At 55.6% G+C, this 20,363-nt stretch carries 22 protein-coding genes; 15 read left to right on the top strand and 7 right to left on the bottom strand.

Going from position 1 to position 20,363, the window contains the following annotated elements:
• The first annotated feature begins 97 nt into the window (after window positions 1–97).
• The 5 genes from lptF to FOM92_RS08870 all read left to right on the top strand — a co-directional run bounded on the left by lptF (window position 98) and on the right by FOM92_RS08870 (window position 4,689).
• Entirely contained in the window at window positions 98–1,330 is a 1,233-nt protein-coding gene (gene lptF / locus FOM92_RS08890; RefSeq protein ID WP_143776516.1) for an LPS export ABC transporter permease LptF, read from the top strand.
• A 3-nt stretch (window positions 1,331–1,333) separates the two neighbouring features.
• Entirely contained in the window at window positions 1,334–2,422 is a 1,089-nt protein-coding gene (gene lptG / locus FOM92_RS08885) for an LPS export ABC transporter permease LptG (protein ID WP_143776515.1), read from the top strand.
• An 11-nt stretch (window positions 2,423–2,433) separates the two neighbouring features.
• The gene (locus FOM92_RS08880) at window positions 2,434–3,585 is read left to right on the top strand and encodes a GNAT family N-acetyltransferase (protein WP_425473377.1); all 1,152 of its coding nucleotides are present in this window, start codon (window positions 2,434–2,436) and stop codon (window positions 3,583–3,585) included.
• A 56-nt stretch (window positions 3,586–3,641) separates the two neighbouring features.
• Entirely contained in the window at window positions 3,642–4,352 is a 711-nt protein-coding gene (locus FOM92_RS08875) for an NRDE family protein (protein WP_143776513.1), read from the top strand.
• 109 nt (window positions 4,353–4,461) lie between these two features.
• Window positions 4,462–4,689: a hypothetical protein gene (locus FOM92_RS08870; protein WP_143776512.1), complete on the top strand. Its 228-nt coding sequence runs from the start codon at window positions 4,462–4,464 to the stop codon at window positions 4,687–4,689.
• 72 nt (window positions 4,690–4,761) lie between these two features.
• Here FOM92_RS08870 and FOM92_RS15935 read toward each other — a convergent pair whose 3' ends face one another.
• Window positions 4,762–4,926, bottom strand: coding sequence for a hypothetical protein (locus FOM92_RS15935; protein WP_170226834.1), 165 nt, complete (start codon window positions 4,924–4,926; stop codon window positions 4,762–4,764).
• A 23-nt stretch (window positions 4,927–4,949) separates the two neighbouring features.
• Window positions 4,950–5,258, bottom strand: coding sequence for a DUF952 domain-containing protein (locus FOM92_RS08865; RefSeq protein ID WP_143776511.1), 309 nt, complete (start codon window positions 5,256–5,258; stop codon window positions 4,950–4,952).
• A gap of 62 nt (window positions 5,259–5,320) precedes the next feature.
• On the opposite strand from FOM92_RS08865, the gene FOM92_RS08860 reads away from it, so the two are divergent.
• The 7 genes from FOM92_RS08860 (at window position 5,321) to FOM92_RS08830 (ending at window position 10,224) form a co-directional block, all read left to right on the top strand.
• Window positions 5,321–5,971, top strand: coding sequence for an SOS response-associated peptidase family protein (locus FOM92_RS08860; RefSeq protein WP_143776510.1), 651 nt, complete (start codon window positions 5,321–5,323; stop codon window positions 5,969–5,971).
• 375 nt (window positions 5,972–6,346) lie between these two features.
• The gene (locus tag FOM92_RS08855) at window positions 6,347–6,841 is read left to right on the top strand and encodes a thermonuclease family protein (protein WP_143776509.1); all 495 of its coding nucleotides are present in this window, start codon (window positions 6,347–6,349) and stop codon (window positions 6,839–6,841) included.
• A gap of 89 nt (window positions 6,842–6,930) precedes the next feature.
• Complete coding sequence (locus FOM92_RS08850) at window positions 6,931–7,287, top strand: hypothetical protein (RefSeq protein WP_143776508.1); 357 nt, start codon at window positions 6,931–6,933, stop codon at window positions 7,285–7,287.
• Between the two features lie 140 nt (window positions 7,288–7,427).
• A complete protein-coding gene (locus FOM92_RS08845; protein ID WP_143776507.1) occupies window positions 7,428–8,039 on the top strand; it encodes an outer membrane protein in 612 nt (203 codons plus the stop codon).
• A gap of 297 nt (window positions 8,040–8,336) precedes the next feature.
• The gene (locus FOM92_RS08840; protein ID WP_143776506.1) at window positions 8,337–8,762 is read left to right on the top strand and encodes a nuclear transport factor 2 family protein; all 426 of its coding nucleotides are present in this window, start codon (window positions 8,337–8,339) and stop codon (window positions 8,760–8,762) included.
• 287 nt (window positions 8,763–9,049) lie between these two features.
• Window positions 9,050–9,226: a helix-turn-helix domain-containing protein gene (locus FOM92_RS08835; RefSeq protein ID WP_246087237.1), complete on the top strand. Its 177-nt coding sequence runs from the start codon at window positions 9,050–9,052 to the stop codon at window positions 9,224–9,226.
• A gap of 539 nt (window positions 9,227–9,765) precedes the next feature.
• Window positions 9,766–10,224: a helix-turn-helix domain-containing protein gene (locus FOM92_RS08830; RefSeq protein ID WP_143776504.1), complete on the top strand. Its 459-nt coding sequence runs from the start codon at window positions 9,766–9,768 to the stop codon at window positions 10,222–10,224.
• A 70-nt stretch (window positions 10,225–10,294) separates the two neighbouring features.
• On the opposite strand, the gene FOM92_RS08825 is transcribed toward FOM92_RS08830, so the two are convergent.
• The gene (locus tag FOM92_RS08825; RefSeq protein ID WP_143776503.1) at window positions 10,295–11,347 is read right to left on the bottom strand and encodes a ribonucleotide-diphosphate reductase subunit beta; all 1,053 of its coding nucleotides are present in this window, start codon (window positions 11,345–11,347) and stop codon (window positions 10,295–10,297) included.
• Between the two features lie 70 nt (window positions 11,348–11,417).
• Window positions 11,418–13,364, bottom strand: coding sequence for a ribonucleoside-diphosphate reductase subunit alpha (locus tag FOM92_RS08820; RefSeq protein WP_143776502.1), 1,947 nt, complete (start codon window positions 13,362–13,364; stop codon window positions 11,418–11,420).
• Window positions 13,365–13,932: 568 nt separating this feature from the next.
• Here FOM92_RS08820 and FOM92_RS08815 point away from each other — a divergent pair.
• Complete coding sequence (locus tag FOM92_RS08815; RefSeq protein ID WP_143776501.1) at window positions 13,933–16,059, top strand: PA5441 family protein; 2,127 nt, start codon at window positions 13,933–13,935, stop codon at window positions 16,057–16,059.
• A 4-nt stretch (window positions 16,060–16,063) separates the two neighbouring features.
• Window positions 16,064–16,768 carry a DUF3142 domain-containing protein gene (locus FOM92_RS08810; protein ID WP_143776500.1) on the top strand — a complete coding sequence of 235 codons (705 nt, stop codon included), beginning with the start codon at window positions 16,064–16,066 and terminating at the stop codon, window positions 16,766–16,768.
• A gap of 66 nt (window positions 16,769–16,834) precedes the next feature.
• Here the strand turns inward: FOM92_RS08810 and FOM92_RS08805 are convergent, their stop codons facing one another.
• The gene (locus tag FOM92_RS08805; protein WP_143776499.1) at window positions 16,835–17,272 is read right to left on the bottom strand and encodes an EF-hand domain-containing protein; all 438 of its coding nucleotides are present in this window, start codon (window positions 17,270–17,272) and stop codon (window positions 16,835–16,837) included.
• Between the two features lie 374 nt (window positions 17,273–17,646).
• Here FOM92_RS08805 and FOM92_RS08800 point away from each other — a divergent pair, with 374 nt between their 5' ends.
• A complete protein-coding gene (locus FOM92_RS08800) occupies window positions 17,647–19,170 on the top strand; it encodes a fumarate hydratase (RefSeq protein WP_143776498.1) in 1,524 nt (507 codons plus the stop codon).
• A gap of 24 nt (window positions 19,171–19,194) precedes the next feature.
• Here FOM92_RS08800 and FOM92_RS08795 read toward each other — a convergent pair whose 3' ends face one another.
• Window positions 19,195–19,830, bottom strand: coding sequence for an FKBP-type peptidyl-prolyl cis-trans isomerase (locus FOM92_RS08795; RefSeq protein ID WP_143776497.1), 636 nt, complete (start codon window positions 19,828–19,830; stop codon window positions 19,195–19,197).
• Window positions 19,831–19,941: 111 nt separating this feature from the next.
• Complete coding sequence (rpsU, locus tag FOM92_RS08790) at window positions 19,942–20,148, bottom strand: 30S ribosomal protein S21 (RefSeq protein WP_125231027.1); 207 nt, start codon at window positions 20,146–20,148, stop codon at window positions 19,942–19,944.
• Between the last annotated feature and the right edge of the window lie 215 nt (window positions 20,149–20,363).

Here is a 20,363-nt window from a genome sequence, read left to right as displayed (position 1 = left end):
GATTTTGCTTTACGCACGCCATCGATATTGCCCCTGAACCTGATAGCGTCTATCGGGTGAGTTTGCGGCCAAATTAGGGTAACAGGGCGACCATAAGTTGAAATTTATTACCGCCACTGACCGTTATATCTTCCGACTCGTGATGTTGCCCCTGCTCGGGACACTCGCCATCGCTGCATCGCTGTTGCTGCTGGAAAAAATGCTGAGCCTGTTCGACTTTGTCGCGGCCGAAGGCGGACCGGTCAGCGTCGTATGGCGCATGCTGGCCAATTTGATCCCGGAATATCTGTCGCTCGGCATCCCGATCGGCTTGTTGCTTGGCATTTTGCTGGCGTTCCGCCGCCTTGCAACCTCTTCAGAACTCGACATTTTTCGTGCCGTGGGGATGAGCTATTTCCGATTGCTGCGGGTGCCGTTTCTCTTTGCGATAACATTGGCGGTCGTCAATTTTGCTATCGTCGGATTCATCCAGCCCAGCGCCCGCTACCTCTATGAAGAATTGCGTTTCGAACTGCGGTCGGGTGCGTTCGGCGCAAAGGTAAGGGTTGGCGAGTTTAACAAAGTTGGCGAAAATTTGACCGTCCGCATTGAAGAAAGCCGGGACAATGGCAATCGCCTGTCGGGTATGTTCGTATATGCCCAAAGCAAGAACGGGCAATCGATCGCTGTATCGGCCGAAAAAGGGCAATTTCTGCGCACCGATGATCCGGACACGATTTTATTGCGGCTGGAAAAAGGCACGTTGGTGCATGATGCGCCGAACTATAAGACGCCACGTGTCTTGAGCTTTACAAGTCACGATGTTCCAATCCCGTTGCCCAGCATCGAAAATTTCCGGGCCCGCGGCGGCAAAGATCGCGAGTATAGCATCACAGAACTTGTCCGTATCGGCGGCAATGCCCAAAAACCGGTAGAAGAGCGAAACAAGGCCTGGGCCAATTTCCACTTCCGTCTGGTCGAGGTAGCGATGATGCTGCTCTTGCCATTTTTGGCATTGGCCCTTGCGGTGCCGCCGAAGCGATCAACGTCCGCGCTGGGCGTATTCCTGTCGATCGTGATGGTCGTCACCTACCACAAGATCAATGAATATGCCGAAGGCGTGGGCGGTATGGGAATCGTCGATCCTTTTGTCGCCTTATGGTTACCCTTCGTGCTTTTTGCCGGTTTGATCCTGTGGATGTATCATGTCATCGCGCACGTCCCGGGTGGCCAGCCTATTGGTGCGCTTGAGGTGTTTGCAAACAAGGTTGGAAAGACGATACGCAAGACGTTCCGCTTCGGCCGCAAATCGCGCCTCGCGACCATCGGCATGCCGGAAACGGAGTCATAGCGCATGCACTTTTTCCCTTCGCGCAACATCACCCTTTACATGGCGAAGCTGTTCTTCTTGCGCAGCTTCGCCGTGCTTGCGATGCTCGTGCTCATCCTGATGACGCTCGATCTGCTGGGTGAAAGCGGCAAGATTTTATCGGTTCCGGGCAATGATCAGGGCGATGTCTTGCGCTATGTCGGGATGCGTGCGCCGCAGATCATTGCGCGTTTTCTGCCTTTCTCCGTCCTGCTGGGTACCTTGATTACATTCGCAACGCTCAGCCAGAATAGCGAAGTGATTGCCATGAAGGCAGCCGGCCTGTCAGCCCACCAGATTCTGGCACCGATGTTTGTTGCCAGCCTTGCAGTCGCGGGGCTTTCCTTCACATTTAACGATCTGGTCGTCGCGCCCAATACTGCACGCTTAAAAGTCTGGCAGGCGGAAGATTACGGGCCGGTTCCCGTTGATACCGGGGTCAAAACCAATGTCTGGGTACGCGAAGGTCAGGATCTCATCCAGGCTGGCACCGTCACGGGAGCCGGGACGGCAACCCGCCTGGGGGACGTCAGCCTGTACCTGCGGGCAAATGGCAGCTTGCGCCAAGTGATCAAGGCGAGCGAAGCGCGCTATACAGGCGATGCCTGGTTGCTCGTCAACGCCACGTCATTTGACGTTGCGACGACCGAGGAGAAGAAGTTTCCCACTTTGACGGTCGGGCAGAATATCACGCCGGATCGTTTCAACTACATCAAGGTTGATGGTGACAGTCTGGGCTTTTTTCCTTTGATGGGTGCAATTCAGGATCTGAAAGCGGCCGGTCGCCGGACCGATAATCTGGAGGGTATTCTCTGGCACAAATTGTCAGGGCCACTATCGACCCTGTTGATGCCGTTGCTGGGTGCCGTCGCAGCCTTCGGCCTTGCGCGGTCAGGTGCGCTATTTTTGCGGGCTGTCATCGGTATGGCACTCGGCTTTGCCTATTTTGTTGCCGATAACTTTGCATTGGCGATGGGGAATCTGGGGGCATATCCGCCGTGGATTGCGGCATGGGGTCCGTTTCTGCTGTTCCTGCTGATTGGCGAGACGGTTCTTGTGCGGACCGAAGAATGAGTGAAAACCGAATGAGCGAAATTACGATCAGACCTGTCGTCACAAAGACCGATCGCAAAGCCTTTGTTGACCTTCCATTCCGCCTATATGCCAATGATCCGAACTGGGTGCCGCCATTAAAGGATGAGGTGCACGGATTGATAACCCCCGGCAAGAATCCGTGGTTTGAACATGGTGAAGCGGAATTTTTCCTGGCCGAACGGGCCGGGCAAGTCGTGGGCCGTATTTCCGCCCATATTGATCATCTCGCGCTGAAGCAGCCACCGGAGCAGGGCATGGGACCGGGATGCGGCAACTGGGGGTTGTTCGAAGCCGAAGATGCTGCAGTTGCGACGGCCCTGATTGCGCGCGCAGAAGACGCGTTGCGGGCAAAGGGTATGACGCGTTCGATGGGGCCTATCAGCCTTGCAATGTGGGATGAACCCGGTTTGCTGGTTGAAGGTTTCGACCATCCGCCGGTCGTCATGATGGGCTTCAACAGTTCTGCCTATGCCCCATGGATCGAAGCGGCAGGCTATGCAGGCGTGCAGGATTTGCTGACCTATGACTTGCCCATCGACAAGGGATTGCCGGAGCTTAGCAACCGTATTGTGGCAATGGGTGAGCGGTCCGATAAAATCCGGATACGCCGCGTCGACAAAAGCCGGTTTGACGAAGAGGCAGCCCTCTTACTGAGCATCTTGAACGATGCGTGGAGTGACAATTGGGGCTTTGTGCCGTTTACCGATGCCGAAATTGCCTATGCCGGAAAAAAGCTGAAGCCGATCGTGTATGAAGACCTTATTCGGGTTGCCGAAGTCGACGGTGAGCCTGTCGCGTTCATGATGACCATCCCTGATCTGAATGAAAAGCTGAAGAATTTCGGCGGCAGCCTGTTTCCGTTCAACTGGGCCAAACTGCTTTGGTGGCTCCGCAAACCCAAGGTGACAACAATGCGCGTGCCCTTGATGGGCGTCGTCAAAAAGCTTCAGTCTACGCGCATGGCAAGCCAGCTGGCGTTGATGCTGGTCGAATATATCCGTCGCGACTCGGTTTCGAAATTTGGCGCGGTCCGGGGGGACTTCGGTTGGGTCCTCGCCAGTAATGGTCCTATGAAATCGGTTGGTGAAGCCGTGGGCGGCACCGTGAATAAAGTGTACCGGATATACGAAAAGGCTCTTTAACTGACGCCTTTGGTCATACGGGCCTTTGTGTCGCGCTTGTAGCAGAAGGAACCGCCATGTGTGTCGTCGTCGTTGGATTGGATGTTCATCCTGAATGGCCTTTGCTGGTTGCCGGTAACCGGGATGAATATCATGCCCGCGCTTCCGATCCTGTCCATATCTGGCCCGATGCCACGGGGATCATCGCCGGACGGGACCTGGTGTCCGGCGGCACTTGGATGGGCGTTTCCAAGGCGGGTCGCTTCGCGGTTGTTACCAATATCCGTGATCCCCAAGGTCCGGACCCGGCAAAGCAATCGCGCGGGGCTCTTGTTGCGGACTGGCTAGCGGACGGAACGCGACCAGAGGGGCTGGACGGCTTTAATCCTTTCAATCTCATTATAGGCGATATGGCGCAGGCCGAGTATTTTGCCAATCGACCGGCCGCGGTACGGCGTGTTTTGAGTACGGGGATCCAGCTTTTTTCAAACGCGCCGGATGGCGACCCATGGCCGCGAAAGGACAGGTTGGAGCTGGCCTTTGCGACCTGGCTTTCAAATGGGGCAGGGCATCCCGAACAGATTTTCGATCTGTTGGCCGACGAAGCGGATAATAGTCCGGCGGCAGAGCAGATATTTATCCGCAATCCTGTTTATGGAACACGGTGCAGCACGGTGATTGCCGTCAATCGACAAGGTGCGGGTTTCATTTCAGAGCGGCGTTTTGACGCCCAGGGCGCCGCCGCAGGTGAAACACGCATCGCCTTTGACTGGTCAGCGGGCAAATAAATACACAATAGGCGTTCGTCGGAATTGCAATCGATTCCTGCCGAATAGGCCGGAACGAAAGCTATCGGCACGCATTGGTTCCTGTACGAGAGTAGCAAAGGAACCTTTGATGATCCCCACCCCGTTAGAGCGACCCATCGCCCAGAGAGCCGGGACCGGCCATGTAAAAGCATCGCCTCCGGTCCGGCCGAGCAAGTTTGGCACCGATGCAGCAATGACCGCGACGGGCGAAGATATCGATAATGACCATGCGGACGAACGGCCCGTTGATCGGTCACAAGATGCAGAGCCAGAGGCTTATGAGGACGCAGATCGGGAGTTTTTCCGGATGCGTTGAAGTTCCCGCGGCACCCCTAGCAGTGCCCAAGGAGCGGAAGGCCCGTCCCGTCAACCCGCGGGGCGGGCCTAATTATTTGGAGGGCGATTTGCTCTTCGCTTTGTGCGCGGCAATGTCCGCGTCGAGGACCGCGATACGTAAACGTTCCGGCGAATCCTTCGGCAATCCTTTAAGACGCGCGGTCGCCCACAGGCTGCGGCGTTCGGATTCGAGTGCTTTGAGATAAAGATCGGCCATAACGATGCCCTAGGCGCTATCGTTCAGGAGGTAAATGCCGGTTCACCGATAATTGCGCTGGCAGGCAAGGCCCCGTAAATGTGCGGGAACAACGCACCGCCGCGTGACACTTCCCACTTCACAAGATCACCCAGAACCGAAAGGTCGACCTCGGCAATCACGAGTCCGGTTTGCCCTGAAAAATGCTTGTCGAGAGTAGCTTGCAGTTGGTCGGCAGCAGACAGGTGGATGTAGCCATCGGCAAGATCGACGGGTGCGCCATGGAATATGCCATCGGCCTGAAACTGTGCCCATTGGTCAGCGGTGAAAATCTTGAAGGCGGTTTCGGGCATCGGAGGTCCAGCTCGGTAGTGAAGGAGTTGCGTTGTCGGGGTGAGCCCCTAAACTAATTTCCATGTGCAATCACTACGCAAATAACCCGGACGCGCAGGCACTTTTACAGACATGGCGCGAATATATTTCCTGGAGCTTGAGCGAGACCGTTCCGCCGCGCGCGACGGAACTGGAAGAAGAGATCTGGCCGCGGCGCGAGGCGGCTGTTGTGCGTCAGGATGTGGCGGCCCGTGGGGCGGTGGTCGATCTGATGACGTGGGGCGTACCGCTGTCGTTGCCGGGAAAGCGGCCAGGGACGACGGTGACCAAGCATGTCACAAATGTCCGCAATCTCGCCAGCCCTTTCTGGCGCTCTATGCTTACCAAGCCCGAACAGAGATGTCTTGTACCCTTCACCCGCTTTGCCGAGCCGAAAATGGGACAGGGGCGTGCCGAGCATTGGTTCACGGTCACCGACCGTCCGGTTGCGGCCTTTGCAGGCATCTGGCGCCGGGTGGGTAGGGCGACGACGGGAGGGGTGTCGCCGCCCGAGGGGGAGAAAATGTTCGCCTTCCTGACCTGCGAGCCCAACCCGCTGGTCGCACCGCTGCATCCAAAGGCGATGCCGGTTATCTTGCAGGAGGCTGACTACAAGACCTGGCTGACGGCGAAATGGGACGAGGCCGCGAAGCTGGTCGCACCATTTCCAAGCCAGTTGATGGCGGTGGAATAGCCTGCCTTATTTATGCAAGGCTTCCGATATGGTTGCGTACAGCATGGCAAGGGCGAAGGCCGAAACCATGCCGGTAAACAGGGCAACATAGGGAATTTGCAAAACATCCATGACGGGCTCCTTGGGTTGTTGGCTTTGGGATAACCCCATGCGCCGCCGCATTCCTTGATCTGGGTCAAAAAAATCCGCTGGAATATTTCCCGCCCAAAACAGCCGACGATGTTGATCGGGCAAAGGCCGAACTGCGCGATGCGTTTTCGAAGGACTTTGTCGAATATGTCGACAAAAAGGTATTTGGCGCACCTGCCAAAAAATAAGGGTGCTCCGGACTGAGCATTAGCCAAATCTTGACTTCCTCATGCGCAAAGTCGGCGCATGAGGAATTCCACAAAGCGTTCATCAACCGGCTTCAGCGACTTCAAGCCGATCCTGCCCCTTGCGCTCGTCCTCGGCGCCGCGACCTTTTGGGGTGTGTGGACGCTCTCCGCCCCTGCGACCAACGCCGCAACCCGCAACGACACAGAAAGCGCATCCTTCACCCTTTGCGGCGAAGGACCGCGCATCAATTGCATCGTCGATGGCGACACGCTCTATTATGAAGGCGTCAAAATCCGCATTGCCGACATTGATACACCCGAAACCAACCCGCCCCGCTGCGCCGAAGAGGGCCGGCTGGGCAAGGCTGCGACTCACCGTCTTTTGCAGCTTGCCAATGCAGGCCCCTTTACCTTGCAACCCATTGACCGCGACGAGGATCGCTATGGCCGCAAGTTACGCGTGCTGACCCGCGGAGGCCAGAGTCTTGGAAAAATGCTGGTCGATGAAGGCCTTGCCCGCTGGTATCAGGGCGGCCGCCGCCCCTGGTGCTAAAACTCCCGATCCTGATTTAGGTCGCTGGGAACACCCGCCCTGTTGCCGCGTTTGGCTGTCATCCCCGACACGCCAAGGAGGCTTTTGCCATGACCGCATCCGACACCCCCAAAACCGCCCCTGAAAACCGCGAGCAGGCGGACGAAGATACACAGGCGCAGACCGTCGCGGGTGAAGCCATGACGCATGGCAGCGCGCCGGACCTGTCGGGCGAAGATAGCGAACATGGCGGCGCCCCTAATCCGGCACAGATCATCCCGGACGACACACAGGATGTCGTTGATCATATGGAGCAGATGGAGCGCAGCGGGGTCATCGACATGGATGCCTATCGCGGTGAGCGCAGCGATGATGACGAACCTGGCATGCTGGGCGAAGACGGCCTGGAACCTGGCGATTTTGACGATAACGGGCGTACCCGTACGATCGCCGACGACACGATTTGATCCGGAGTAAAAGGCCGACTGTTGCAATAAAGTAACAGATTCTTGTTATTTTATATTCATGAACCCTTATCGGAACCCGTCCGTTTTCTTGTCGGCCCTGCACGCAGCAGGGTAGGTTTGATAAAAATTGGAAAAATCTAATGCGTAAATATCTCCTAGGCGCGGCACTCCTCTCCTCCGCCGCCATCACCCCTGCATTCGCACAGGAAGAAGCGCCCTTCACCGGCCCCCATATCGAAGGGATCGTCGGTTATGACGATGTCAGCGAAGGCAAGGGCGACCTGATGTACGGCGTCAACGCAGGTTATGACTTTCAGCTTGGTGGCGTGATCGCCGGTATCGAAGGCGAATTTGCCGATTCCGATGTGAAAGGTTCGGCGAACGACCTGATCACCACAGGCGACAGCTTCAGCCTGAACACCGACCGTGATCTCTATGTCGGCGCGCGTCTCGGCTTTGCCGTGTCGCCATCGACCATGATCTACGCCAAGGGCGGCTACACCAACGCGAAGTTCGAAAGCCGCTTCGACAATGGTGCGGGCACCATCTACAACAATGGCGTCACCACCGACGGCTACCGTCTGGGCGCTGGCATCGAGCAGAAATTCAACCTGTTCGGACCCAGCGGCTTCATCAAGGCTGAATATCGCTATTCCAACTACAAGAATATCGACATCGGCGAAGATGATTTTGACCTTGAGACCGACTTCGATCGTCACCAGGCCGTCGTCGGCGTGGGCGTACGCTTCTAGTCTGACGCCGGGTAACACCGGCTGAAAAGAACCGCCGTGGCGAAAGCTGCGGCGGTTTTTTTGTCCCGGCCGGTGGCCGATTATCTTTCGCCAGAAGGAAAAAGGGAAAGAAGACAAAAGGCACCCAGCCGCAAAGTCACGCAATAGTGTCTTCTTCCTTTTAGGGAATCAAAATTCCCAACAGCGGCAGGCATTAAGCCGGTAAGCGCACCCCACCCCAATTGGCGCGGCGGGCCGTTTCCTATATCCTGTCCCGGACTCGACGCCCCCTGCCATCGAGTCGGAGGGAGGACCAGCATGATTTCCCGTGACCAGATACTCGACACCATCGACCAGATTTATGCCGCGCGCATCGCCGGCGACAAGGCAATGTTTGACCAATTCTGGGCCGACGGGTCCACTTATGAAATGCTGGGCGCACCCCAGACACTGGGCGAACAATCGCGCGCCAAAAATGACGCCCGCGCCGCGATTGGCGAGTTGATTGACACATTCAAATTCCACACCGTCAAAAGGGTAGATTGGGTGGTGGACGACAACAGGGCCGTGGTCCGGCTGCATGTCGAAGTGTCCACAGGCGGCGGCCCGGTCCACCTGACCGAGCTGTTGAATATGTGGGAGTTTGACGATTCCGGTAAAGTACGCTCACTGGCCGAATCCGTCGACACGGCTTTGGTGGCACATATGCTTAGTGCGGATAACAGCGCGGAGATGTCGGCCTGAATCAATTCCCAACCTCTCCCTTTAAGGAGAGAGGGGGTTGTTTCACACGCCTAGAAAAAGAGAGCCAGCAGCGCGCAAAACTGCAGCATAAGGATCAGCGCGGCTTCGATTTTTAAAGCGACGTCTTTACCTCGCTTTTTCTTATCGGCGCCTATCCATTGATTGTGGTGCATCGACCTTCATTCGACCATGAACGGAAAATAGGGACTATAGTCCCTAGTGTAATTCTGTCCACTGGTCTTGTTCTCTTGTGTATGGAGGACTGGAAAGCCATCATCGGGGAGAATGTGAAGCGGTTGCGTAAGGCGAGGGGCCTGACGCAGGAACAACTTGCCGTCGATAGCGGAATTGATCTGACCTATGCGGGTGGCATCGAACGTGGCCGCCGTAACCCTAGCCTAGAAGTGCTGATGCGGATCGCAGCAGCGCTTGAAACAACTCCAGACGAGTTATTCAAAAGATAACATGTCCCTCTCCCCCATTGGGAGAGGGTTGCGCAGACTTGTCGCCTTGGCGGCTAGTTGTAGTTGGGTGAGGTGGCGTTAAGTAAAATGCCCCGAGCTTACCGCTCGGGGCACCCAATTATTTAGTGCTTTGTAGGATCGACAAGTCGATAACGCTGACCCCTTTCCGGCGTGGGTGGCAAAGGCTCGCCCCTTGTGACTGTCCGCTCCGCGCCAGTTCCACCGCCCCGAGGGCCGGTAATTTCATACTGGCCAGACCGATCAGCTTTTTCTCCAGGCTTTTTCAAATCACTCATATTAAAATTCCTCATTCGTAGGTTGAATGAAGGAGCGCTTTGATTGTTGAAGTCAGGTGACGCCCCTTCGACGCTGCCTTTTAAAGAATAACGTGCGCATGTCAAGAGGTACGAGTTTGAATGCGCCCATATCGTGCGTCTTATCAATGTTGCGTATTAACTGATATGTCTATATAGGGAGACATATTAGTCTCCAGGTAGGGGCATTAATGTCATTAGGTTAGAGACAGAAATGGTGCATTTATGGCAAAGATCAATCAATCGACTCAAAAAAAATGGGGTGACGGCGTCGCGAAAGGGGGTTTTACCATACTCCCGAATCACTTAATTGCATATAATCAGTTCGTTGACGAAGCTTCTCAAATTTCCCCAACTGAATTCGTAATCCTTTGCCAAATTCTTTTTCATTGGTGGGGAGAATCGCAGATGCCATTTCCAAGCAAGCAAACATTGGCCTTACGCAGCGGCATTAGCAGCAGGCAGGTCCAGAGGACTTTGCTATCGCTGGAAAACAAGGGCATCATTACCCGCGTCGCTCGATATGGGGCAAACAATCGAGGCCGTTTGAGCAATGTCTATGACCTTAGTGCTTTGGTAGAAAAGGTGTCGCGAATAGCAAAGGCTAACCCATCGCTTTACGAACGGGGTCCTGAAACGATCAAAGCTCCCGCAGAAAACGGGAGCTTTGACGTTTCAGACTGACTAGCGTCACCTGACTTCAACGGGGCAACCCTAGAGCCAATTGTGACAAAATGTCAACTAAGATTCCCGACTACTCCGCCGCAACCCCGGCCTGTTCAAACATATCCACGCTGTCATTTTCCGCTTCCGGTTCGACACCGATGATCTTCTTTTTGCGGTTGTCGAAGCTCTGCCATACCTGGCCCCAATCGCCGCGGGTGCTGGCTTTGCTGTATTCGGTCGCGCGGGTTTCGAAGAAGTTGGCGTGCTCGACGCCGTTCAACAATGGCGCGAGCCAGGGGAGTGGGTGGTCTTCGACCATGTAGATGGCGGGCAGGCCGAGCTGGCCCAGGCGCCAGTCGGCGATGTAGCGGATGTAGCGCTTGATTTCCTTTGCCGTCATGCCGGGCACGGGGCCCATTTCGAAGGCGAGGTCGATGAAATTGTCTTCCAGACGGACGACCTTCTGGCAGCAGTCGATAATATCTTCCTTCACCGCCTTGGTCAGGCATCCGCGTTCCGCGCAGAAGGCGTGGAACAGCTTGGTGATACCTTCGCAGTGGAGCGATTCATCACGGACTGACCAGGATACGATCTGGCCCATGCCCTTCATCTTGTTGAAGCGCGGGAAGTTCATCAGCATGGCGAAGGATGCGAAGAGCTGCAGCCCTTCGGTAAAGCCGCCGAACATGGCGAGCGTGCGGGCGATATCCTCGTCCGTGTCGACGCCGAACTGGTGGATATAATCGACCTTGGCGGCCATTTCCTCATATTCGAGGAAGGCGCTATATTCGCTTTCCGGCATGCCGATGGTGTCGAGCAAATGGCTGTACGCCGCGATGTGCACCGTTTCCATGTTGGAAAAGGCGGTCAGCATCATCTTCACTTCGGTCGGCTTGAACACGCGGCCGTAATTTTCGTGGTAGCAATTCTGCACCTCGACATCGGCCTGTGTGAAGAAACGGAAGATCTGCGTCAGCAGGTTGCGCTCATGATCCGAAAGTTTCTGCGCCCAGTCGCGGCAATCCTCACCCAATGGCACCTCTTCGGGCAGCCAGTGGATCTGTTGCTGGCGTTTCCAGAAATCATAGGCCCAGGGATATTCAAAAGGCTTGTAGCTGTTACGGGCTTCTAGAAGGGACATCGGATCGGCTCCAAAGGAATTGGGTTCTTCATGTGCCCTCCCGCGTCGGGGAGGGCGTTATGCTATCGCTTTACTGACAGGCCAGACATTCGTCATAGTCCGTGGTCGTGGCCAGTTCGATCACCGGGGCTTCGGCGGTATTGTCCGCCTCCACTCCGCCTGCAAAACCGGCGCGCTGGATGCTCTTTGAACGCAGGTAATAGAGCGATTTCACGCCCAGTTCCCAAGCGCGGAAGTGCAGCATCAGCAGGTCCCACTTTTCCACATCGGCCGGAATGAACAGGTTCAGCGAGGTCGCCTGGTCAATATAGGGCGTGCGGTCGGCGGCGAGTTCGATCAGCCAGCGCTGGTCAATCTCGAAGCTGGTTTTGAACGTGTCCTTTTCCTCATGGCTGAGGAAGTCGAGATGCTGGACCGAACCGCCCTTTTCAAGGATGCTGTTCCAGACATTGGTGCTGTCCTTCGCCTTTTCCTGCAGCAGTTTTTCCAGATAGGGATTCTTCACGATGAAGCTGCCCGACAGGGTTTTGTGCGTGTAGATATTGGCAGGGATCGGCTCGATGCAGGCGCTGGTGCCGCCGCAGATGATGCTGATCGACGCGGTGGGCGCGATCGCCATCTTGCAGCTGAAACGTTCCATGACGCCCATTTCCTCCGCATCGGGGCAGGCACCCCGTTCGTTGGCGAGCATCATCGACGCTTCATCCACTTGCGAGCGGATATGCTTGAAGAATTTCATGTTCCACGACTTGGCCAGCGCGCTTTCAAAGCCGACGCCCCGCGATTGCAGGAAGCTGTGGAAGCCCATGACGCCGAGGCCAACCGAACGTTCGCGCGCCGCGCTGTACTTGGCGCGTGCCATCTCGTCCGGCGCGCGGTCGATGAAGTCCTGCAGCACATTGTCGAGCATGCGCATGACGTCTTCGATAAAGGCCTTGTCGACGCTCCACTCATCCCATTTTTCGAGATTGAGCGAGCTGAGGCAGCACACGGCGGTGCGGTCGCCACCCAGATGGTCGCGGCCGGTGGGCAGGGTGATTTCCGAACACAGGTTCGACGTCGACACCTTCAGACCCAGATCGCGGTGATGCTTCGGCATCGCGTTGTTCACGGTGTCGGAGAAGATGATGTACGGCTCGCCGGTTGCCAGACGGGTTTCGACCAGCTTCTGGAACAGCGAGCGTGCGTCCACCGTGCCGCGCACTTCGCCGGTCTTGGGCGAACGCAGGTTGAATTCGGCACCGTCGCGGACCGCTTCCATAAATTCGTCGGACAGCAGCACACCGTGGTGCAGGTTCAGCGCCTTGCGGTTGAAGTCGCCCGATGGCTTGCGGATTTCGAGGAACTCCTCAATCTCGGGGTGCGAGACGTCGAGATAGCAGGCCGCCGAACCGCGGCGCAGCGAACCCTGGCTGATCGCGAGGGTGAGGCTGTCCATAACGCGGACGAAGGGAATGATGCCGCTGGTCTTGCCATTCAGGCCGACAGGCTCCCCAATGCCGCGAACGCTGCCCCAATAGGTGCCGATGCCGCCGCCGCGCGAGGCGAGCCAGACATTTTCGTTCCAGGTGTTGACGATGCCTTCCAGGCTGTCGTCCACCGAGTTCAGATAGCAGCTGATAGGCAGGCCGCGTCCGGTGCCGCCGTTCGACAGCACGGGCGTTGCCGGCATGAACCACAGGCGGCTGATATAGTCGTACAGGCGCTGGGCATGCGCCTCGTCATCGGCATAGGCCGCCGCGACGCGGGCGAACAGATCCTGATAGCTTTCGCCCGGCAGCAGATAGCGATCCTGCAAAGTGTCTTTGCCGAATTCGGTCAGAAGCGCGTCACGCGATGAATCGGTGACAACGTTAAAGCGCCGTTCGTCCACCGTTTTGCTGGACGCAGCTTTCTTCGCTGCCGCCTTCGGCTTTTCTTCGGTAGTGGTTTCTGTTTCCACCGCTAATTTTTCGAGCACGTCCGTTGTTCCTGCGACCATATCTTCGGCCCCTTGGCCAGTATCTCTGAAATCCATTTAACCCCGTTGCTCCATTCCTAATCCGGTTTGACCAGCCATATGGTGCTTCCCCACCGGCCAAACCCGCCCATTATTTTAGACGGAAAAATGTTCCCGTCTTGTTCGACTCAGGGGCGAAACCCCCTCTTACCATTTTTTGTACCCTGCAGGGGACTAAATTCGACTTGTCCCCAGCTTATCGACGGAAAAAATCTCCCCCTCGGCGGAATCACGTTCCGCTGCTTTAAGCACAATCTGTGGTGATGCCCCCTACGGCCAACCGCTACCTATAGTGCCTCAATCATTTTGAGACGCAAGAGGGTAAATGGTAAATTTACCATTCAATTCGTCGCTATTGTGATTCCATTCGTCGCACGGCTCAAGCGTGCCGCAGGGCGCGACGCGTGGATGTGCTAAGTCTTTTTTTGGGCGCAAGACGGAAAATCAAAGTTGGAAAATATTTTTTCCATCGGGGGTCCGGACGAATTTTATCCCCCGATTTCGGATCGGCGCTTCGCATCATCTTGTCAAAATATGGGGTGCGGGCCATGCTGATTCCACTGCGGGAATCAAAAGGGGAATGGATATGAAGCAGATGCTGGCCGCGCTGGTGATTGCCCTGACCTTTTTATGCACCTCGCCTGCCAGTGCGAGCGGTGATTCGTCCTGCTACCCCGACTGGAAGGTAAAGCAGACCGACTATAACGGGTGCAGCAGTACGGCCTTGCTGAGCCCGGGGAACGACACACGGGTCAATCTGCTCATGCTCCTGTACGACCGGCATGGCAGCGTTGGCCCTGCCAGCCGCTACAGCTATGAAATTGTGGAACGGCGGGGGGAGGCGGAGCCGTTCGACTGGGCAAGCTTTGCATTGAAGCTCGGGCCATCGCCAGCGAACGGGAAAGACGACAACACCGCTACGGATTTTCCATTTGGCACCCGTTGCATGAGCAATCTGGCCGCCGGCGCGGACTTCATTGCGGCGGTGGCGAGCGCCAAAGGCCTGACCCAAGCCGAAAAGGCGACGCTGACGGCCGTGCGCACGGCGCTGAAACCTGAATGCTCCGGCGAAACAAAGGCAGCGTCCGTTGCCGAAGAAGCATTGGCGCAGGTGCAATCGCCGGTTGGGCGCGCGTTTGCATCTTATCTTGTCGGCGCGGCGGCTTTTTATGACGGCGACTTTGCTGCTGCGCATGCGCAGTTCGTACGGGTCGATCCAAAAGCGTCGGCCTGGCTGGCGGAGGCATCCACTTACATGCTCGCCCGCACGACCCTTAATGATGCAACCTTGTCTGCATTTGATGAATATGGCGGCATTTCGGAAAAGGGCGCTGACGACAGCCGCATCCGGGCGGCGGAGACGGAGTTTAAAAACTATCTGAAAGCCTATCCCGCGGGGCAATATGCCGTCTCGGCAAGAGGCCTGCTTCGCCGCGTCTATTGGCTCGGCAACCGCAAGGACGATCTCACAGCAGAATATGCCACGCAATTCGCACAAGGCGACCCCGCCAAACGGAATGTAAGCCTGCCCGATCTGGTGCAGGAATTCGATATCAAAGCTTTAATGCAGTTAAAGACCGAAGACGTAAAAGACCCCATGCTGCTGGCGGTGATCCTGCTGCGCGATATGCGAAGGCCCGACGATCCCAAATATGCCGACTATGGCACACCACCGGTCACCCGCGCCGCACTTGATGCGCTCAAACCTGCATTTGCAGCCAAGGGTGAGCTGTTTAGCTATTTGCAAGCGGCACATGCTTTCTATGTCGCGGATAATCCGGCCGAAGTTTTAACTCTGATACCCGCCGCAAAGTCGACGGGCGGATATCTTGATTTTAGCCGCCTGATGCTGCGTGCACTCGCGCTTGATGCGTTGGGTGATCCCGCTGCTCGTGCAGCACTGGTATCTGCCGTGTCGGTCGCAGCACTGCCGCAACAACGCGGTGCCGCAGAACTCGCTTTAGCGCTGCACGATGAACGTGCCAGATCGGCTGAAAGAGTTTTCGCCGCAAACAGCATCATCCGTGATCCCGATATTCGCGAAATCTTGCTGCGCTATCAGGCTGGTCCTTCCTTGCTACGCGATCTGGCGGTGTCGGGCGCGTCACCGCGGGAGAAGCAAGTGGCCATCTACACGCTGTTATACAAAAACCTGACGCGCGGTTTTTACAGCGAGTTTCTAAGGGATCTCCCGCTGATCCCCCTACAAGCGAAGCGACGGGCCGCCGACGATTATGAATCGCCCCTCTATACGGATATCGCGCTATTCCGCTGGTCAGGTTCTGCGGATTTCGTTTGCCCGGCGCTTAAGACGATTGCATCCAATCTGGCTGTACGTCCAAAGGACCCGACCGCTTTGCTTTGTCTAGGGGAATTCATCCGCTTAAACGGATTGGACCCGGAATATTATGGCGTGACACGTTCGCTTGATGACCAGCCGGAAAAGGATGAATTGGGTGGCAGTCCGAGCCAATTTGCCGGGAAGCGGTTTTCACGCCTTGATGCGTATAAGGCGGTTATAGCCGATCCGGCAGCAGGGGCTGGAAACCGTGCCTACGCTTTGTATCGAGCCGTTTATTGCTATGCCCCGGCGGGCTATAATGGTTGTGATGCGACCGACGTACCAACGTCGCAACGTAAGGCCTGGTTCGATCAATTGAAAAAGCAATATCCCGCTTCCGTTTGGGCAAAGAAGCTGCGTTATTATTGGTAATGTGATGAAGCGCGTAGCAACGGTTCTGTTCGCGCTGGCACTGGTGGGGTGCCAATCCGCGGAACGGCGCGTTGATGCTGCAGAATATGATTCCTACTGGCTGTGGGCTGGCGTTGCCCCCCAACCTGTCCTGACGCAGGCTAAAACCATCTACATATTGCAAGGGGAACTGAGGGGCGCGAAAAATCCGCGCTTGATCTCTCTACGACCAGGTACGCCTGCCGTGCGGCATGCTGACTTATGGATTGTCTATCGTATTGAAACGCTCGATTGGGGTGAAGAAGTTTTACCTCAGATCAAGGATGATATCACCAATTGGAAAACTGCTGGAAACAATGTGGTCGGAGTTCAGATTGATTTCGATGCCGCGACCCGGGGACTGGCCAATTATGCATCGTTCCTGGCGGAATTGCGTTCTTCCTTACCGGGGGACGTGCGCTTGGGGATTACCGGCTTGCTCGACTGGAGTGCACAAGGTGACAGTACCGACCTGAACCGGTTGGCGGGCGTCGTTGATGAGGTTGTGCTGCAAACTTACCAAGGGCGGCATACGATTCCAGGATATGAAAATTACCTTAAAAGCCTATCGCGGCTGAAATTGCCTTACCGCATTGGTCTTGTGCAAAATGGTGTTTGGAAGGCACCGGACGACCTGAACCGAGATTCCGAATTTAAAGGCTATGTTGTTTTTCTTCTCAATCCTGAATGAAAATATGCGGGCCCTGCCATCTCGCGAAGACAGGACCCGTCTTTTCACTTTGGGGAGAGGAGCGGTTTAACCGAGAAGAAATTTGCTCATTTCAGCTTTGCTGATCTTCTTGCTTTTATCGGTATCTGCTGCAGCGAAACCATCTTTCGCCCATTTCAGTTTCGCGGTCTGGTCCATTGCCTTGGACTTAGCATCGCCGCCTGCTGCATGAAGGGCAAGAAGCCATTTCGTGAATTCCGGCTCTTCCAGATCGCCGCTTTTGTCGGCGTCATAAGCAGGAAATTCAGCATCAACCAGCTGCGCTACCTGCTGTTCGCGGGTTTGGGGCGTTGCAGCGGGGGCGGGGGCCGGCTCTGGTGCAGGTGCTGGCTCAGCAACCGGCTGAGCCTCCACCGTACCCGTTGCATCGGCGGGCGAGGGGGGCGCCATAGGGTCCGACTGTTGCGCCATGGCGGGAATTGCTGCCAACGCAATAAGGCTGGATGCGGTTAAAATGCGTAACATAAAAAATCTCCTGCAAGTTTTAATATAGAACAGTTGTTGTTCTATATTATAAATATATAAAATAGATAATATCACTGTCTTCTGAGCAATATCACATTGCTTAATGCATAAGATGCAAACTATGTTTCACATTTCCAATTAAAAAATGGATCAATTTTCAATTCGACCGATGAAGTCACTCACTTCATCGGATAATAGAAGCCTAATTGAGGTAATTTGATTTAAAAGATTTGTTATTAAATGAATTTAAAATGAACAGTTCTTTAACCCGAGATGAATGGCGTCGTTACAGAGTCCTGACATGCGCAAAAGGTTGAATCTGACGATTCGATCGTTAAGGGCGATGGCAACTGACCATCGGACAGGAACTGTAAATGACTGTAGAAATCCGCCAGAGCGATCTGATCGAAAGCGTAGCCGACGCACTTCAATATATCAGCTACTTCCATCCGATGGATTATATCCACGCGTTGGGGGAAGCTTATGAGGCGGAGCAATCGCCGGCGGCAAAAGATGCCATTGCGCAGATACTGACCAACAGCCGCATGTGTGCCGAGGGGCATCGTCCGATTTGTCAGGATACCGGTATCGTCAATGTATTCGTTAAATGGGGCATGGATTGTCGACTGGACGATACATCCAAATCACTGCAGGAAGTTGTCGATGAAGGTGTACGCCGTGCATATCTGCATCCAGACAATAAGCTGCGTGCGTCGGTCCTCGCCGATCCCGCTTTCACCCGTCGCAATACGAAGGACAACACACCTTGCGTGTTGCATGTCGAACTGGTTGCGGGAGGCAAAGTCACGGTTGACGTTGCCGCCAAAGGTGGCGGCAGCGAAAATAAGTCGAAGTTTAAGATGATGAACCCATCGGACAATATTGTCGATTGGGTGCTCGAAATGTTGCCACAAATGGGCGCCGGCTGGTGTCCGCCGGGAATGCTGGGTATTGGAATTGGCGGTACGGCGGAACATTGCGTGCTGCTCGCCAAACAGGCGCTTATGGAACCTATCGACATGGGACCGCTTAAGGCGCGTGGACCGCAAAATGACATTGAGGCGATGCGGATCGAGATATTCGACAAGGTAAATGCGCTGGGTATCGGTGCGCAGGGGCTTGGCGGACTGTCGACGATCTTGGATGTGAAGATCAAGGACGCGCCATGCCATGCGGCGGGCAAGCCTGTCGCGATGATTCCCAACTGCGCGGCGACGCGCCATGCCCACTTCACACTTGATGGCTCGGGGCCAGCATTTCTGGAGGCACCGAAGCTAGACGAATGGCCGAAGGTTGACTGGAAACCTGATGCCGCGGCTAAGCGCGTTGACCTTGATACGCTGACTGCTGCCGATGTGCAGGCATGGAAACAGGGCGACCGGCTGTTGCTGAATGGCAAGATGCTGACCGGCCGGGACGCGGCGCACAAGCGGATAGCCGACATGCTGGCCAAAGGCGAAGAGTTGCCGGTGAGTTTCAAAGGTCGGATGATCTATTATGTCGGCCCGGTCGATCCGGTGGGTGAGGAAGTTGTAGGTCCTGCGGGCCCCACCACCGCCACGCGAATGGACAAGTTTATGGACATGATGCTTGAACAAGGTTTGCTCGGCTGTGTCGGCAAGGCCGAGCGTGGTCCGACCGCGACACAGGCCATTGCCAAGCATAAGAGCGCCTATCTGATGGCGGTGGGTGGTGCGGCTTATCTTGTTGCCCGCGCCATCAAGGGAAGCAAGGTCGTAGGCTTCGAAGATCTTGGTATGGAAGCAATTTACGAGTTTGAAGTGCAGGATTTCCCTGTCACCGTCGCGGTCGACAGTGAGGGCAACAATGTGCACCAGCTTGCCCCAACCTATTGGCAGAAGCGGATCAGGGACGAGGGGCTGTTAGCGACCGCCTAAAGAGCGGCGAAGCCACTGTCAGGGTTATTGGGTCCGTTGGGCCTGCATCTGCGCATCGATTTGCGCCTGAATTTCGGGTGGCAGGCCTTGCGGAGCACCGCTTGCCTGTCCGCCGCCAGGAGCACCGCCCTGCTTTTGCATTTCCTGTATCTGGCGCTGCATCGCGTCGACTTCGGCGCGTGATTTGAACTCGAGCAGGTCGACGTCGAAAACCAGTTCGCTGCCACCGGGTATCGCAACTTCGCCTGTTTGCGGGTTACGCTGGTCTTGTGAACCATATCCGATACTTGCTGGAATCCACAGACGATATTGTCCGCCGCGCTGCATGACTTTCAGACCTTCCGAAAAACCAGGCACCACCCCGTTTACGGGCAGGGCCGCTTGCGGGTTCTGGTCAAAAATCTTTCCGTCCTTCAGGCGGCCGACATATTTGATCAAGACTACATCCTGATCCGTGGGTGATGGGCCTTCACCAGCCTTCAGCACTTTGTAGCGCAGTCCCGATTCCGTTGTGACCACGTCACCAAATTCGTGCCGAACATCTGCGGTGCCCCACCAGGCAAGTCCACCGCCAGTGGCAAGCACCAAGGCTGCACCGATCCAGAACTTGGTGAGCGAACCTTTTTTGATCGGTAGAATGGGAACGGCGGTTACAGACATGGACTATTTCCTGATCGCTAAAGTTGTGCGCTGACTAGCAGAATGTACGGTGGTTTCCAGACACAAAAAAAGCGCCGGAGCGGCGCTTTCCCTGTTCAGAGCAAATAACGCTTATTTCGCGCCGTCACGCTCTTGCTGTTTACGTTCCATCTTGCGGGCACGACGGACAGCAGCAGCCTTTTCACGGGCGCGCTTTTCCGAAGGCTTTTCGAAATGGCGACGCAGCTTCATTTCGCGATACACGCCTTCACGCTGCAGCTTTTTCTTCAGCGCGCGTAGGGCCTGATCAACATTATTATCGCGAACCATGATCTGCATAAGAAAACTTCACTCCGGTATCGAATCGGCAAAATGGCTTAAACCCGCCATTTTGTAAGGCTAAAAACGAAAATTGCCGCAAACGAGTGCGGCGTTATGCTCGGCCCCTTAACCGTGTGATGGGGCAAATTCAAGCAAAAAGCGGCTTCGACCAAAACGAGACCCGCAGAATTTGGTGCATTTATGTCACAGTTCCGCAGAATGTTTCGATTGAT

Origin of the sequence: Sphingorhabdus contaminans (genome assembly GCF_007280415.1) — a bacterium.
Taxonomy (GTDB): Bacteria; Pseudomonadota; Alphaproteobacteria; order Sphingomonadales; family Sphingomonadaceae; genus Sphingorhabdus_B; species Sphingorhabdus_B contaminans.
The sequence above is the reverse complement of the archived record's forward strand: the minus strand, read 5'-3'. Positions and strand labels throughout refer to the sequence as shown.